The sequence below is a fragment of the Enterococcus sp. AZ071 genome, from assembly GCF_050499065.1.
GTDB lineage: Bacteria > Bacillota > Bacilli > Lactobacillales > Enterococcaceae > Enterococcus_A > Enterococcus_A ferrettii.
This window is the reverse complement of the sequence record NZ_JBIPAS010000001.1, coordinates 246,686-262,586: the sequence shown is the minus strand read 5'-3', so window position 1 is coordinate 262,586 and position 15,901 is coordinate 246,686. Positions and strand designations below refer to the sequence as shown.

The 15,901-nt window shown below is 37.4% G+C and carries 16 protein-coding genes; 8 read left to right on the top strand and 8 right to left on the bottom strand.

The window, feature by feature from the left end; all coding sequences use genetic code 11:
- Window positions 1-128 precede the first annotated feature (128 nt).
- From IGI49_RS01240 to IGI49_RS01230, 3 genes are all read left to right on the top strand, one after another.
- On the top strand, window positions 129-1,526 hold the full coding sequence (locus IGI49_RS01240) for a TrkH family potassium uptake protein (RefSeq protein ID WP_207704375.1): 1,398 nt from the start codon (window positions 129-131) through the stop codon (window positions 1,524-1,526).
- A 114-nt stretch (window positions 1,527-1,640) separates the two neighbouring features.
- Window positions 1,641-2,993 carry a MurT ligase domain-containing protein gene (locus tag IGI49_RS01235; protein WP_429963115.1) on the top strand — a complete coding sequence of 451 codons (1,353 nt, stop codon included), beginning with the start codon at window positions 1,641-1,643 and terminating at the stop codon, window positions 2,991-2,993.
- Complete coding sequence (locus IGI49_RS01230; RefSeq protein ID WP_429963114.1) at window positions 2,986-3,678, top strand: type 1 glutamine amidotransferase; 693 nt, start codon at window positions 2,986-2,988, stop codon at window positions 3,676-3,678. The genes IGI49_RS01235 and IGI49_RS01230 overlap by 8 nt, the downstream gene beginning before the upstream one ends.
- Window positions 3,679-3,719: 41 nt before the next feature.
- On the opposite strand, the gene manA is transcribed toward IGI49_RS01230, so the two are convergent.
- Genes manA through IGI49_RS01215 form a run of 3 tightly spaced genes read right to left on the bottom strand, consistent with a single transcriptional unit; the run spans window position 3,720 to window position 6,579 of the window.
- Window positions 3,720-4,667, bottom strand: coding sequence for a mannose-6-phosphate isomerase, class I (gene manA, locus IGI49_RS01225; protein WP_207704372.1), 948 nt, complete (start codon window positions 4,665-4,667; stop codon window positions 3,720-3,722).
- Between the two features lie 13 nt (window positions 4,668-4,680).
- A complete protein-coding gene (locus IGI49_RS01220; RefSeq protein WP_429963113.1) occupies window positions 4,681-5,712 on the bottom strand; it encodes a serine hydrolase domain-containing protein in 1,032 nt (343 codons plus the stop codon).
- A 45-nt stretch (window positions 5,713-5,757) separates the two neighbouring features.
- The gene (locus IGI49_RS01215; protein WP_207704370.1) at window positions 5,758-6,579 is read right to left on the bottom strand and encodes a VOC family protein; all 822 of its coding nucleotides are present in this window, start codon (window positions 6,577-6,579) and stop codon (window positions 5,758-5,760) included.
- A gap of 341 nt (window positions 6,580-6,920) precedes the next feature.
- Here IGI49_RS01215 and IGI49_RS01210 point away from each other — a divergent pair, with 341 nt between their 5' ends.
- The 3 genes from IGI49_RS01210 (at window position 6,921) to IGI49_RS01200 (ending at window position 8,577) form a co-directional block, all read left to right on the top strand.
- Entirely contained in the window at window positions 6,921-7,310 is a 390-nt protein-coding gene (locus IGI49_RS01210; RefSeq protein ID WP_207704369.1) for a DUF805 domain-containing protein, read from the top strand.
- A 191-nt stretch (window positions 7,311-7,501) separates the two neighbouring features.
- Window positions 7,502-7,810, top strand: coding sequence for a rhodanese-like domain-containing protein (locus tag IGI49_RS01205; RefSeq protein WP_429963112.1), 309 nt, complete (start codon window positions 7,502-7,504; stop codon window positions 7,808-7,810).
- Between the two features lie 146 nt (window positions 7,811-7,956).
- Window positions 7,957-8,577, top strand: coding sequence for an FMN-dependent NADH-azoreductase (locus tag IGI49_RS01200; protein ID WP_207704367.1), 621 nt, complete (start codon window positions 7,957-7,959; stop codon window positions 8,575-8,577).
- Window positions 8,578-8,657: 80 nt separating this feature from the next.
- Here the strand turns inward: IGI49_RS01200 and IGI49_RS01195 are convergent, their stop codons facing one another.
- Together IGI49_RS01195 and IGI49_RS01190 are read right to left on the bottom strand one after the other, a co-directional pair.
- Window positions 8,658-9,827, bottom strand: coding sequence for an AI-2E family transporter (locus IGI49_RS01195; protein WP_429963111.1), 1,170 nt, complete (start codon window positions 9,825-9,827; stop codon window positions 8,658-8,660).
- 11 nt (window positions 9,828-9,838) lie between these two features.
- Complete coding sequence (locus tag IGI49_RS01190; protein WP_207704365.1) at window positions 9,839-10,183, bottom strand: PTS glucitol/sorbitol transporter subunit IIA; 345 nt, start codon at window positions 10,181-10,183, stop codon at window positions 9,839-9,841.
- Window positions 10,184-10,289: 106 nt separating this feature from the next.
- Between IGI49_RS01190 and IGI49_RS01185 the strand changes: the two genes are divergently transcribed.
- Together IGI49_RS01185 and IGI49_RS01180 are read left to right on the top strand one after the other, a co-directional pair.
- Window positions 10,290-11,309, top strand: a complete 1,020-nt coding sequence (locus tag IGI49_RS01185; RefSeq protein WP_429963110.1) for a lactonase family protein — start codon at window positions 10,290-10,292, stop codon at window positions 11,307-11,309.
- 15 nt (window positions 11,310-11,324) lie between these two features.
- Window positions 11,325-11,486 carry a hypothetical protein gene (locus IGI49_RS01180; RefSeq protein WP_207704363.1) on the top strand — a complete coding sequence of 54 codons (162 nt, stop codon included), beginning with the start codon at window positions 11,325-11,327 and terminating at the stop codon, window positions 11,484-11,486.
- A gap of 236 nt (window positions 11,487-11,722) precedes the next feature.
- Here the strand turns inward: IGI49_RS01180 and IGI49_RS01175 are convergent, their stop codons facing one another.
- The 3 genes from IGI49_RS01175 to IGI49_RS01165 all read right to left on the bottom strand — a co-directional run bounded on the left by IGI49_RS01175 (window position 11,723) and on the right by IGI49_RS01165 (window position 15,901).
- A complete protein-coding gene (locus tag IGI49_RS01175) occupies window positions 11,723-12,142 on the bottom strand; it encodes a hypothetical protein (protein WP_207704362.1) in 420 nt (139 codons plus the stop codon).
- A gap of 76 nt (window positions 12,143-12,218) precedes the next feature.
- Window positions 12,219-14,891, bottom strand: a complete 2,673-nt coding sequence (locus tag IGI49_RS01170) for a cation-translocating P-type ATPase (protein ID WP_429963109.1) — start codon at window positions 14,889-14,891, stop codon at window positions 12,219-12,221.
- A 245-nt stretch (window positions 14,892-15,136) separates the two neighbouring features.
- A complete protein-coding gene (locus tag IGI49_RS01165) occupies window positions 15,137-15,901 on the bottom strand; it encodes a tRNA 2-thiocytidine biosynthesis TtcA family protein (RefSeq protein WP_429963108.1) in 765 nt (254 codons plus the stop codon).

Genomic DNA, 15,901 nt, shown 5'->3' with positions numbered 1-15,901 from the left:
TTTCGTGATTTTTGGCATTTTAGTAAAGAAATTGATCCTTCATCTAAGAACTGAGGAATTCTTCTTTCTTCTATTTGCAAGCATGATATACTAGTGATAATTATTGATAGAAGGAGTCAATTGTCCCCATGAATTTTTCACGTCGACTAAACTTTTTAAAACGAAGTTTACGCAAATTGGACAATCGGTTCTCATCGATTCAAATTATTGTTTTCTACTATTTGATCATGACCCTGTTGTCTTTACTTCTTTTCTATTTACCCGTTTTTCGGTTGCCTGATGCCCATGTCCCATTTTTGGATATGGTATTTATGGCTATTTCGACTGTCTCAGTCACCGGCCTGACTACTTTCGATATTAATTCTGTGTTTAATGAAGCTGGCGTGGTCATGCTGGAGGTCTTATTCCACGTAGGTGGACTGGGTATTATGATGATTAGTACCTTCTTTTTTATTGTCTCCAAACGGAGAATCTCTCTGAAACAGCGGCAATTGATTATGACTGACATGAATCAGCCGCGCTTAAGCGGAGTAGTTTTGTTAATCAAAATTACCTTGACCATGATTTTATGTACAGAATTGATTTTTGGTACCCTTTTTTCTGTCTATTTTTATATGATGGGCTATTATACGAAAATTAGTGAAGCCATCTTTTATGGATTTTATCAATCCATCTCTGCCGTAACTAATTCTGGATTTGATGTTACAGGATACTCAATTATCCCGTTAGCAAATGACCATTTATTCTTAATTGTCATTATGTTCCTTATTTTTATTGGCGGAATTGGTTTTCCAGTATTGATGGACTTTCATGGCTGGATTAATCACCGTCGTTCAAGCTCAAAGATTCCTTTCCGATTTAGTTTGTTTTCCAAAATTGCACTTTTGGCATTTATCATTTTATTTGTTGGTGGAACAATCATTATTTGGCTGCTGGAAAAAAATCACAGCTTTGGTCAGCTCTCTTTTGGCGATCAGTGGTTGAACTCTGCCTTCTATTCCATGACTACCCGAAATGCGGGTTTACAGATTCACGATTTGAATCAGTTTCAGAACACTACCCTAATCATTTTCTCTATGTTGATGTTTATTGGTGCTTCTCCCAGCTCAGTCGGCGGCGGAATTCGAACCACAACGATTGCTATTATTGGATTGTATCTATACTCATTCTTGAAAAATGAAGAAGATATCAATATTTTCAATCGACGAATTCCTCAAAATGATGTTCGGAAATCGGTGGTGGTCTTCATGCTTTCCATGGGAATGTGCTTTTTCAGTATTTTGTTTCTGACAGCCACAGAAGAACACTCCTTAATTTCCATTATTGTAGAAGTAACTTCGGCATTCGGAACGACAGGTCTTTCCTTAGGCATCACTGATGATTTATCGGCAACCGGAAAGATTATGATTGCTATCTTGATGTTCATTGGACGGATCGGTATGCTGTACACTTTATTGTTATTTGTTCCAAAAGAAACTCGTGACTTAGGGTATGAATATCCAGAAGAAAAGATTATTATTGGGTAGGAGCTTGCTCCTGCCTTTTTTGTAGAAAAGTTAAGAATAAGAAAAGCTATTTAAACTTTTTTTTCAAGTATGATAAGATAAACTAAATTTGTTCAAAGACATGGAGGATGTACAATGGGGTTACGAAGTCATCTGGCAATTGCGGCCGGCAAGACCTCCCAGTGGGTATTAAAAACATTTTTTAAAGGCGGTTCAAGTTATCCAGGTCAATTGGCCTTAAAGTTGGATCCACATATTTTAGATACATTAGCAAAAGACTACAGCGTTGTCGTAGTGACTGGTACCAATGGAAAAACCTTAACAACGGCATTAACAGTTAATATTTTAAAACAAGAATTTGATCAAGTATTGACTAATCCTACTGGCGCAAACATGGCTCAAGGAATTGTCTCTACTTTCCTTCAAGCCAAAGGAAAAAAAGGGTCTAAGAAATTTGCGGTCCTTGAAATTGATGAAGCCAGCTTAAGTAAAGTAACCGAATATATTAAACCTGAATTGTTCTTGTTCACAAATATTTTCCGTGATCAAATGGACCGTTATGGGGAAATTTATACTACCTACAAAATGATTGTTGAAGGAGCCGCAAAATCTCCGAATGCACCAATTATTTGTAACGGTGATTCGCCTATATTTAATTCACTGGATACTGTAAATCCAAGAAAGTATTATGGGTTTGATCATTTACCTGATGAGGAACAAGAAGCGCATTATAATACAGATGGACTATTGTGCCCAAGATGCCAACATATCTTACGCTATCAAATGATTACCTACGCAAATCTAGGAAAATATTTCTGTCCTAACTGCGGTTTCCATCGTCCCGAGCTAGACTACAAACTAACTAAGATGTTAGATATGGACAATACTTCTTCAAGCTTTGTCATTGATGATCAGGAATACAAGATTGAAGTTGGCGGAATGTACAATGTTTACAATGCGCTAGCCGCAACCGCTGTAGCAGAACATTTCAGTGTTGCTCCCGAAAAGATTAGACAAGGCTTGGGCTATGATGAAAAAGTCTTTGGTCGCCAAGAAGAATTTTCAATTAACGGCAAAAAATGTACGCTAGTTTTAGTCAAAAATCCGGTTGGTTTAAATCAGGTGATCGATATGATAGGCTTAGCCCCTTATCCGTTCTCATTAGTTTCTCTACTAAATGCTAACTATGCTGATGGCATTGACGTCAGTTGGATTTGGGATGGTAATCACGAAGCTTTCGCAAATATGAATATTCCCGTAGTAATTGCTGGTGGCGATCGTCACAAAGATATGGCACTTCGATTAAAGGTTGCAGGTATTCCACCAGAACGCTTATCAGAAAAGGAAAATCTTTCTGATGTAATTGAAGCAATTAAAACCGTTCCAACAGAACATGTTTACATTTTAGCTACTTATACTGCTGTATTACAATTGCGTAAGGAACTAGCGCAAAAAGGCTATATCGATGGAGGAATGGATCGTGGCTAATTATCAATTAACAATGGCACATTTATACGGAAATCTTTTGAACACTTATGGTGATAATGGTAATTTATTGATGCTTCAGTATTATGCTAAACAAATGGGTATTGAATTAACCACAGAAATTGTCAGCATCCATCAAAGCTTTGACTTTCAAAAATATGATTTAGTCTTTATCGGTGGTGGTCAAGACTATGAACAAGTGATTGTCTCTAAAGACATTCAAGAAAAGAAAGAAGCACTAACTGAATATATTGAAAACGATGGAGTTATTTTGGCTGTTTGTGGAGGATATCAATTACTCGGCCATTATTATATCGGTGCCAATGGTGAAAAAATTGACGGAATAGGTGCACTGGATCATTATACATTAAGTCAGGATAATAATCGTTTTATCGGGGACATTATTATTCATAATGAAGAATTCGATGAAACCTACTATGGCTTTGAAAACCATAATGGCCGAACGTTCTTAGGTGAAGGTGAACGCCCTTTAGGCAAAGTTGTGCAGGGTCAAGGGAATAACGGTGAAGATGAAGGTGAAGGAGTCATTTACAAAAATGTTTATGGTACTTACTTCCACGGACCGATTCTTTCTCGTAATAAAGCTTTAGCAGTAAGACTTTTACATACTGCTTTAAAAAATAAGTACGGCGAAACGGTAGTTCTTCCTGAGCTTCCTTCAGAATAAAAAACAGCTTGATCCACAATCTCACGGATCAAGCTGTTTTTCTATTTACCAGGTGTAGAAGCGATAACTTTTAACTCGCCTTCTAACGCCCACTTTTGAATGGCTGATGGAAGGATACAACTAGTTCCTGGCTGTAACTCATAGCTTTGTTCATCAATGATTAAATTGCCATATCCCTCTACCACTGTCATTAAAGTATATAAACCTTTCTTAGCTACTGAAAGGTGGCCTGCAACATCCCATTCATACACATTGAAGAATTCTGTCTCCAAATAATTGATGATCGAAGAATTGCCGTGCTTATCCTCTTTAACTTGTAGTTCAGGGCTAATTGCGGGAACTGTAGTGACATCAATTGATTGTTGAATGTGCAATTCACGCTTTTTACCATGGTCATCCTTTCGATCATAGTCATAAACACGATAAGTAGTATCGGAGCTTTGTTGTGTTTCCAGAATCATAATCCCGCGACCAATCGCATGAATCGTTCCACTAGGCACGTAGAAAAAGTCTCCTTTTTTCACTGGTACCCGACGTAATAAACGTTCAAATTGACCTTCTTTGATCCATTCAGCTAATTCTTGACGGGTTTTAGCATTATGACCATACACAATTTCAGCACCTGGTTTAGCATCAATAATGTACCAACATTCAGTTTTCCCTAATTCACCCTCATGCTTTAATCCATAAGCATCATCAGGATGAACCTGTACAGACAAATCATCTTCAGCATCCAAAATTTTAGTCAACAAAGGAAATACCTCTCCCGAAGAATTCCCGAACAACTCACGGTGTTCTGCCCACAGTTTATCTAATTTCCAACCTTCATACGGGCCGTTTTCTACAACACTTACTCCATGGGGATGGCCACTAATTGCCCAATCCTCACCAATACTGTTGTTCGGTAAATCAAAACCGAAAACCGTATGAAGCTGATTGCCTCCCCAAATTTTTTCTTGAAACACAGGTTTTAAAAATAATGGTTCCACATCAATTACTCCTCTATTTTTGGTATAGTCCTGCACGTTCTGCTAAATAAGTTGCTAATATATCATCTCGATGACGTAAGTATTCACTTCGATAGTCTTGCGGATGTACCCGATTAGATAAAAAGAGAAAAGCAGATTGCTTCAACGGATCAATCAACATAAATGTCCCCGTATAGCCTGTATGAAAAAGTAGCGGCTGCTGATCCAAAGGACTAGCTTTTAAATCCCAACCAATACTTCGCTCTTTTTTACCTGATGGAGTTCGGTCAGACAATAAAAAAGTGATGGTACTTTCGTGCAAGTAAATCTTACCGTTAACACTGCCAAAATTCAAATACATTTGGGTAAATTTCTTCAAATCTTCCATATTAGTGAACAAACCCGCATTTCCAGCATGCTCTGCCAAAACCCTAGCCTTAGGATCGTGGGTTACACCTTGAAGTATTTTATCGGCAGCAATTTTTTCAGTGGGTACAAATCGATCATCGATGACTTCAGGTAAGAAATAGCTGTTCTCCATAGCCAGTGGTTTCAATATTTCTTTTTGAAAAATGTCCACTACATTTTCTTGATACAAGTGCTCCAAGAGAAATCCTAAAAGAATTGTCCCAGCATCCGTATATTTTACTTGCTTCCCAAGGTTTTCTCCAGATCGTAAAGTCAGGTAAGAAACCCGTAATTCTTGAGCATTCAATTGATCACGGTTGGGAATATACGTTTGAATGTCTGAGGTATGGGTTAACAAATGTCTCAATGTAATGTGCGGATCTTGAAAAGACGGTAGTAAAGACTGCAGTGTTTGATCCCATTCAAATTCCCCTTGCTCCCATAACTTTAACATCATAGTCGTTGTACAGATAACCTTGGTTAATGAGGCTACATCAAACACCGCATTTTCTTTCATCGGCCGACAAACAGGCTCAATTTGAGCCAATCCGATTGTCGAGGTGCTGCTCTCTTCCCCCTCAATAAAGGAATAAACGGCCCCGGGGAATGCTTTTAACTTCATTTTTTCTTTAATTTTTTTGGTTGTCTCAGGATACATTGCTTTCTCCTATCAAAAAAACCGCGTTTCCACGCGGCAAACTTACTATTTTAAAACGAACCACCATTCGATGCCAACTGAGTCGTAAATGGTAATCAATGATTGTTTCTGGTCCACAAAGAATTCTTTGTCATTTTCATTTAAATGTTCTACAAGCGCTAGCAGATCATCTTCCGTAATGATAAATTGCAAGAAATCTAAGCCCAAGACTTTGTCTGTAGGTTCATCAATCGTCCCACCACTGGCTTGCGTTAAGCCAACATGAAAATCTCCACGATCTAATACTCTTAAATGCCCAGCTTCTTCCTGAACCTTTAACCCTAAAATGTCAGATAAAAAAGCTTCTTCTTTTCCTAAATCGCTTACGTTTAAATGGACACGACCAAAATAAGATTGATGAATCTTTTCTTTTTCTGTCGATTTTGCTGCTAATGCGTCCAAATTGAAACTATTTGCTTGCTCAGTTGAGCTTTTTTCATCTGGCGCATAAAAAACTTCGATCTCATTTCCTTCTGGATCTGTTAATAGAATACCTTTTTCTTTTTCTGTCTTTAAAGCGTCATTAATCAGGTAATCATTTTTTCTTGCACGATACACCACATTGGCCAACTCTTCTTCATTGGGCACTGCCAATGAAAAGCGCTGCATTTTTTTTATTTCACCTTTATGATCATTTGCTCGTGGACTTTCTTCTAACCAAAGTAATTCTGTCATTGGCTCCTTATAGCCTAAAATTGCTAATTCATTTTCTTCCCGCAATAAATGAAATCCTATAATATCCCGGTAAAAATGAATCATCAAATCACGATCTTTCACTCTAACCGCAATGGTTTTAAGTGCCAGATCACCCAAATTGAATTTCCCCATTTTATTAATCCCTCCATATTCATATTAATTTTACCTATAGCACGTAAATACCGCAAGTGATAGCCTCTCAAAAAGGAGGATTACTCAAAAGTTGCTCCCCTTCTATGATCAATCAAGTCGTGCCCTTAAAAAAATGACTATCTTACTGATTCGCGCAAAACCTTTTTACTCATTGGCTCTTGAACAAAATCATTGAAAAAGTCATAAAGCACATTAGATGAATAAAAACCATTTAACGTTTGTATCTAAATATTAGAGTCATTTCCAGATTTCCGTATTATAAGCCAATCATTTGACTAATTTTTTGTTTAAAGAGAGACTAATGATGAGGAGTGAGAACGATGATTCAAGCCTACAAAGAATATTGGAAAAACATTACTGTTATGAACGCCCGTGCTACACGAAGCCAATACTGGTGGCCACAACTAGCCAACTATTTAGTTTTATTCTTGTATAGCTGGTTAACCAACCTGACAAGATATTATGATTTTACAACCGAATCAGTCAAAGAATTAAATATCCGTGTATTGATCTTTTTAGTTCTTTCGTTTCTAATTTGGTTAGCAAACTTTACTGTCCGTGCAAGAAGGTTGCATGACACTAACAAAAGCAACTGGTGGATTTTGCTTTATATCATTCCTATTTTGGGACCAATTATCATGTTTGTTTTGCTGATTTTGCCAGGTACACCTTTCTCTCGTTGGACGATTAACCAATCAGAACTGTCATGAGTATTTAGAACCAGAGTCTTTCTGGTTCTTTTTTTGTATCATTTTTTCGTTTTAACTGTCATATTTGTCGAAATTGTGAATCTTTATTTAAAGATGCTTATTCTATTTAAAGAAGTTTCTAATAGTACTTGTTTTCACATGATATCTATATTACTATCGGAAATTATATTAAATAAAGTAGAGGTGTTAATATGAATCACTCAATTACGATCCAAGAATTTTTAGCACTCGCAAATAAGCAGAACGTCCATATCCTTGATCTCAGAGATCCAACTATTTATGATACAACGGATTTAACAAGTTTTACTCGGGTTGAAAGGATTCCTTTAACACAATTAGTAAATCAATTTACTGAATTGGATAAAGCAAAAACTTATTATCTGTTCAGCCAATTTGGTGATGATTCAGATACTATGACCAGCTTCTTGGAAAAAAGAGGCTATCATGTGGTCAATGTTATTGGTGGAGCAACTGCTTTTTGTCACTATCTAGCAAGTTAAAAAAACACTAATACACCTGAAATATCTGTTCTATAAGATATTTCAGGTGTATTACATTTTATTAGTACTTTTTGTAAGCAAATAAATTGAGAATTTTGAAGTTTTCCGATAGTATTAAGATACACTGAAAGAAAGGGAGTATATTAATGGCAAAAGTATTAGTTGTGAAAGCGCACCCGCTCACAAACGATGATTCACAAACACTTACTGTGTTAGATGCATTTATTTCAACTTATCAATCAAAACATCCGGAGGACGTTGTTGAGATTGTTGATTTATTCCAAGTAAATTTACCAGAAATCGATCAAGATTTATTAATAGCCTGGAAGGAATTGAGTCAAGGCAAGGAATTCACTGATTTAAGTTCTGATCAACAAGAAAAGGTTCGTTTATTCAATGATTTTACTGAACAATTTCTAGCTAGCGACAAAATTGTTATTGCTAACGCATTATGGAACTTGAATATTCCAACTCGTTTAAAAGCATGGTTTGATACTGTCAATGTAGCAGGCAAAACCTTTAAATATACAGTTGAAGGCCCTGTTGGATTAACAGAAGGTAAAAAGGCAATGCATATCCAATCAAGTGGCGGTGTTTATGATGGGAAAGATTTTTCAGCAATGTATGTAAGAGAAATGCTGAAATTTGTTGGAATTACTGATTTCTCATCTGTTTATATCGAAGGAGCAGATTATGATCCTAATCAACGGACTGCTATAGTTGATGCAGCAAAAGAAAAAGCCGTTGAAATTGCTAAAAACTTTTAATAATTCTCAGCTGAAGGCTGGTTGAAATAAAAAAGGTCATTAGAACCAACTCTTAGGAGTGGCTCTAGTGACCTTTTTTCTTAAGAATCAGCAGGTTCTTCTACCGCTTCTTCATCTTTGTATAGCGTTGAAACACTCTTATACCATTCAAAAACATGTGTCGCAATAACTTTAGCTACTGCATAAAACGGAATCCCTAAAATAATCCCTGCCAATCCAAAAATCTTCCCAGCTGTTAGCAAGACAAACATAATCGTTACCGGATGAATTTCCAACTGACTCCCCAAAACTAAAGGCGAAACGATTCTACCTTCAATTGTCTGTTCAATCGCAAATACAATAATTACTTTTACCAGCATAACTGGTCCGGTAACAATGGCAATGAATATAACAGGAACCATAGCCAAGAACGATCCTAAATAAGGAATCAGATTTAGAAAACCTGCTAACACCCCTAATAGAATGCCATAATTCAATCCAACGATAGAAAACCCGATCATAAACATTACTGCTACTGCAAAAGCAACTGTCAGCTGTCCACGAATATAAGAAGCCAACTGTTGATTCATTTCGCTCAGTACATGATACGTCGGACGGCGCATTCTGTTAGGCAGAAAGGAAACCAAATAAGGTCCCAAACGCTTGCCGTCTTTTAATAAAAAGAACAAAATGATCGGTGCTGTAAACAAGGCAATTACGATGTTAGTTACTACAGATACTACGCTGCCTAATCCCTGCAAAGTAACCCGGGAAAGATTTTGAGTCAAGTCAGTAATTGACTCTAATATCTTTTGTGCACTATTCTCAATGTAATCCTGAACTGAGCGGAAAGAAGGATCTTTGAAAAGCTGATCCGCCTTTTCACCAATTGTATTAATGTAGCCAGGGAAACTTTTAACCAGAGATTGGATCTGCTCTCTAATCTCAGGCACAATTACCACAATTCCCCAGATCAACAAGAGTAGAACAAAAATGAACAGCAGGATAATACCGTATTGTCTTTTTATACCCTTTTTTTCTAAATAGTTCACAACTGGATTCATCAAATAAAAAAGAATCCCCGCTAACACCATCGGCAATCCCACAATAGCAAAAAACTGTCCGACGGGTTCAAATAAGTAGGAAACTTTGGTAAACACCAGCAAAATCAAAAGTAAGAGCAAGACAACAACCAAGCCGACTACTACTTGATTATTTAAAAACCACTTCCAAAACCAAGAAGTTTTTTCTGAAAATTTCTTTTTATCCAAACTATTCACTCCTACAAGAAGCTAATTTCCATTCCTGCTTCAATATTTGGTAAAACTTCTGGTTCCAAATATATACCATTCGCACTTTCGTTCTCACTTTTCTTAAAGAATAAAGTCGCATGACCAATTTCGTTTAAGTTTTGATTGGCTAAATGTCCAAGTGCTGTTACATGGTATACTTGATCCCCAAAGCGAATTTCACTGCCAACGTTTAAATCAATGGATTGGCCTTCTTCCTTACGCTGAACGATCGAATGGATCGCCAGTTCAGGTGTAACGGATTCCCCAAAAAGAATCAGAAGGGGTTCTTCATTGATTGCTTGTTCTCCAATTTGAATAATCTCTGTTTTTGTCATCATTCACGCTCTTTTCTAGTTTCTTTTTTAATTATATCATAAACTTGTAGCTATCCAAGTCCCTTACATACTGGTAAAATATAGACATCAAATAAAGGAGGACACTATGATTAAAACAATTCTTTTAGGAACTTATACTCGAAATAAAAGCGAAGGCATTTATCAAATTCAGCTGGATACGCAAAAGGAAACGCTAGATAATTTAAAACTCGTAACCGAAGAAGTCAGTCCTACTTATCTAACAAAGAGCCAAGCAGGTAATCTCTATTCCGTAACGACCAGAGACGAAAAGGGTGGAGCCTCCAGCTATGACAAGCAAATTAACTTCCTAAATGCTGTAACTGAAGACGGTGCACCGTTATGTTATGTCGGGGTAGACGAAGATCGTCAATTACTTTACGGAGCCAATTATCATAAAGGAGAGGTTAACGTTTATCGTATTGAAAAAGATGGTTCTCTGACTGCAGCTGCTTCTGTTTTCCACGATGAAGAAACCGGTCCTCATAAAAACCAAAATACAGCTCATGTTCATTATACTGATTTAACACCAGATAAACGTTTAGTAGTATGTGACCTAGGTACTGATCGCGTTTATACCTATGACGTTGATCAAGAAGGTCAATTAACTGAACTATCTACTTATATTAGCCAAACTGGCAGCGGCCCGCGCCACATTGTTTTTCATCCTGAGAAGGATTTAGCTTATCTTTTTGGTGAACTGGATAATACGGTTACTGTTCTAGCTTATAATCGTGGAGACGGTAGTTTTAAGGCTCTTCAAACACTTTCTACCTTGCCTGAAGGCTTTTATGGCGAAAGTGCTGGTGCAGCTATTCGCATTTCAAACGATGGAAAGTTCTTGTACGCTTCAAATCGAGGGCATAATTCTATTGCGGTTTACAGTATCTCCGAAGATGGTCAAACACTGGAAGCTATTCAATTCATTTCTACTGAAGGTGACGGACCTCGTGATTTTAATTTAGATCAAGAAAATCAATATCTTGTCTGTGGTAATCAAAATACTGACAATCTGACTCTATATCGCCGTGATCCAGAAACAGGACTTTTAGAATTGCTGCAAAAGGATATCTATGCTCCCGAATGTGTTTGTGTCTACTTTGACTAGAATGGAGTTTAAATGATGACTAAAGAAGAAGTTTTGGAACGTCTTAGTAAAGACTTGAAGATCCCACGATTCACTGGAAAAGTCGAAGACAAAGAATATTCCGAAGAAGATTACCAAAAGCTAAAAAACGATTTAAATGATTACTTTGAAAACTACGTACGCAATATAGAAAACTAATGAAAAAGCCGTGGAAAATTGATTGATCAGTTTCCATGGCTTTTTTTCAAACACAAAAAAAACCACCGACTGGGGATCGGTGGAAAAGGAGTAAATATTTTAAGGAGAAAATACTTACGTAATGAAAAGAAAAGGTTGTTTAGGTTATGAATATAATATAACCTAAACAGCCTCTTCTGTATTTAAAATGTAGTTATATTAAAATTAGAAAACACTCGTTTTATTACCCATTTTTCTTATTTTAGTAAAAGGTTCGTAATTTTTTGGATCGTTTTATAGATCGTATCTGTCGCAAAATCCTGCTTCTGCTCGGCAGCATTAAAGGCCTTAACGTTGATTTCAGGCACTAAACTATCTGTCATTTCTTTACAGCCTGCTACATAATCTACATAGGCTTTTTCAAAACTTTTGTGATTTCCCATTACTTTTGCAGGTGGCTTCAACAATTGAATTTTTTTAAGGTTCAATTGATAAAATTCAGTCCCTTCCAAAAATAGTTCATGAATTTCAGAAACTTTCTTAGGATCAAGTTCTTTTTTCTGATCAATTGCCTTACGAATTTTTTCATAGTTTGGATGAAGCTTTTCACCCATCTCTTCAGTATTTTTTATGATTTCGTTGATTTCACGTGCATAAAATCCTACGTTCGGACGCATACTATCTCTCCTCTTACAAATGAATTCTTTGAAAAAGCTGCCGCAGAAGCGACAGCTTTCTATTAACTATTATACCTTAATTCATCGCTTTGCGTTGAAAGAACTTCACAATTTCTACAATTGGAATAATCGCAAAGGATGCGCCTAAAACAATTCCCCATTGATATAAATCGAGATGGGCTACCCGGAATACATCATTTAATCCAGGAACAATGATGATTACCATCATTAAAGCAAAGGACAGCAAAATCGCCCAGTTGAACGTACGATTGCGGAACGGTCCCACCTTGAAAATCGATTGATGAACTGATTTTACGTTAAAAGCATGGAACAACTGCATTAAACCTAAAGTAGCAAAAGCCATCGTTAAGGCATCTGAATGAATCGCATCGTACGTGCTATGAACAGGCCATTGAATGGCTGACCAATAAACAAACAACACTGTAGCTCCCTCTAGAATACCTTGGTAGATAATACTAGATAATACACCGCCTGAGAAAAGATTAGAGTTTCGACCACGCGGTTTATGGGACATTAAATCTTTCTCAGCAGGCTCCATGCCTAGAGCAATCGCTGGGAAAGTATCTGTTACTAAGTTGATCCATAATAAGTGAATTGGCAATAAAGTATCCCAGCCAAATAATGTAGCTAAGAATAGTGTCAGCACTTCACCTAAGTTAGCAGCTAATAGATATTGAACTGATTTTTGGATATTAGAAAAGACCTTACGACCTTCTTCAACAGCAACAACAATTGTCGCAAAGTTGTCATCAGCTAATACCATATCAGAAGCACCCTTAGATACTTCAGTACCTGTGATACCCATTCCAATACCAATATCTGCTTGCTTCAAAGCAGGAGCATCATTCACTCCGTCACCTGTCATGGCAACAACTTTACCTTCTTTTTGCCAAGCCTTTACAATACGTACTTTATGTTCAGGAGAAACACGAGCGTATACAGAGTACTCAGAAACTTTTTGAGCAAATTCCTCGTCACTCATCTCGTTAAGCTGAGCGCCGGTTAATACTGCATCATCGTCTCCTTTATCAACGATACCTAAACGAACCGCAATTGCTTCTGCCGTGTCTTTATGATCTCCAGTAATCATAATTGGACGAACGCCCGCTTCTTTGGCTACACGTACTGCTTCAGCTGCTTCTGCCCGTTCAGGATCAATCATTCCCACAAGTCCGGCAAAAATCAGATCATTCTCAACAATTTCTGATTCCATTTCTGCTGGAATCGCATCTACTATTTTATAGGCCATTCCTAAAACACGTAGAGCTTGTTGTGCCATATCGGTATTATTAGCTAAAATATCACTTTTTTCTTTGTCAGTCATCGGAACAACAGTGTCATCTAATAAAACTTTATTTGTACGGTTCAATAAAACATCTGGTGCACCCTTAACTGCCACCAAGTATTTACCGTCAGCTTGTTCATGGATAGTACTCATAAGCTTGCGATCTGAATCAAAAGGCAGTTCAGCCACCCGGGTCTCTTTTTGTACTTCCTGACGTACATCAAAGCCTTTATCAAGTCCAAATTGTACTAAAGCCGTTTCTGTTGGATCACCAATCAAGCCGCCTTCTTGACTGAATTTTGTATCATTGGCAAAGTTCATGACTTTTACTGCCATTAAATCATTTGGTATCTCTTCTTTGGCACCAATTTGCTGATTGTTCACGTAAAGCTTTTCAACCGTCATTTGGTTTAATGTCAGGGTTCCCGTTTTATCTGAAGCAATGATATCCGTAGAACCCAGTGTTTCAACTGCTGGTAATTTACGGATGACAGAATTACGCTTCGCCATAACTTGAGTACCTAAAGCCAGAATAATTGTTACAATCGCTGGCAAGCCTTCTGGTATAGCCGCTACAGCTAGAGAAATCGATGTTAAGAACATTTCATCCCAAGAAGTTCCGTTAATTGCAATACCAACTACAAACATAATTGCAGCAATTACAATAATTGCAATCGTCAAGAATTTACCCAGCTGATTCAGATTGTTTTTCAATGGTGTTTCAGTTTCATCTGCTTGAGCAAGCATCCCAGCAATCTTACCAACCTCAGTACTCATACCGGTGCTAACGACAACGCCCCGACCTCGTCCATAAGTAACATTACTATTCGAAAAAGCCATGTTTACTCGGTCACCAATACCTACATCCTGCTCATCAATGACAACCATTTCTTTTTCCACTGGAACAGATTCCCCAGTCAACGCTGCTTCCTCAATCTTTAATGAAGCAGCTTCTAATAAACGCAAATCAGCAGGAACTACATCACCAGCCTCCAGCATTACGATGTCGCCAGGTACTAATTCTGTTGATTTAATTGATTTTACATGATTATCTCGCAACACATTGGCATTAGGAGTAGACATTTCCCGCAATGCTTCAATCGCTTGTTCAGCCTTAGATTCTTGCAGCACACCCATAACCGCATTAATAATGACAACTGCTAAAATAATGATTGAATCCACGACTTCATGGGAAACCACGGCTGAAATAATCGCCGCGAATATCAACACAATAATCATCATGTCTTTAAACTGTTCGAAGAAGCGAGCAATCATGCTCTTTTTTTCACCTTCATCTAGTTCATTGGGGCCAAATTCATTGATTCTTTTTTGCGCCTCACTTGAAGACAGACCTTCCTGTGTTGACTGCATCTTTTCTAAAACTGTTTCAGTTTCTTCAGCATAAAAAGAATGCGATAATTGTTGCTTTTTCTCCTCTGACATGTTCTTCCTCCTTTGTTATTCTGCACCACCAAGTCTACTCTACTTCCTAAGAAAAAGGAAAAAAAATAGACTTGTGTATGCTTAAAGAACATACATAAGTCTCACTATTTAAGACAACACCAGAAATTTCTTTCTTGCTGGTGGCGTTGCCACAGCTTCAGCTGCTAGTTACTCCCTCATGAATAATACAAGAAGAATTATACCATGAGGAAATACTAGAATTCAATCGGTCGCAAAGGATTCTTTTAAGATAAAAGGCTTTCATCCAAACTTTTTGTCCAAAAATCTTGTTCCGTTCCCTGTTCCATTCCCATAATAAACTTTTCACGGATGTCACGATAGTCTTGAGAAAGTGTTGTAACTAAGTGTTTCATTTCTTCCCGTTTCGTTTGTTTATCTACTGGACAAGGATTGAACACAACTGGTAATTCTTCCCGCGTAACAAAACGTATAATCTGCTTTTCTTCAATATAAATCAACGGACGAATTAAAGTCACACCCGTTTTAGTTAGATAGCTTTTTGGCTCAAAGCTGTTCAACCGACCATGAAAAAGAAAATTCATGAAATACGTTTCAATGGCATCGTCCAAATGGTGGCCTAAAGCTACTTTTTTGCAACCTAGCTCCTTGGCACGATTATAAAGAATACCTCGACGTAATTTGGCACACAAAGAACATGGCGAGCGTTCTTGCCTGATATCGAAAACTACCTTAGCAATATTGGTGGGAACAATCTCTAACTGATAGCCCAATTTTTCTACAAATTCTTTTAAAGGAGAAATGTCGCACCCCTCAAATCCCATATCCAAACAAATTGGAACCAATTCGAAGTCAAAGTCCAGCCGACCTTGACGACGAATTTGATCCAATAAATAAAACAAAGAGGTACTATCCTTGCCGCCGCTCATACCGACAGCTACCTTGTCACCAGCCTCAATCATTTGATGATTCAGGATCGCCCGACGCATTGGATTATAGTAATGTTGATTATCTTTTTTCTTAAAACTCAT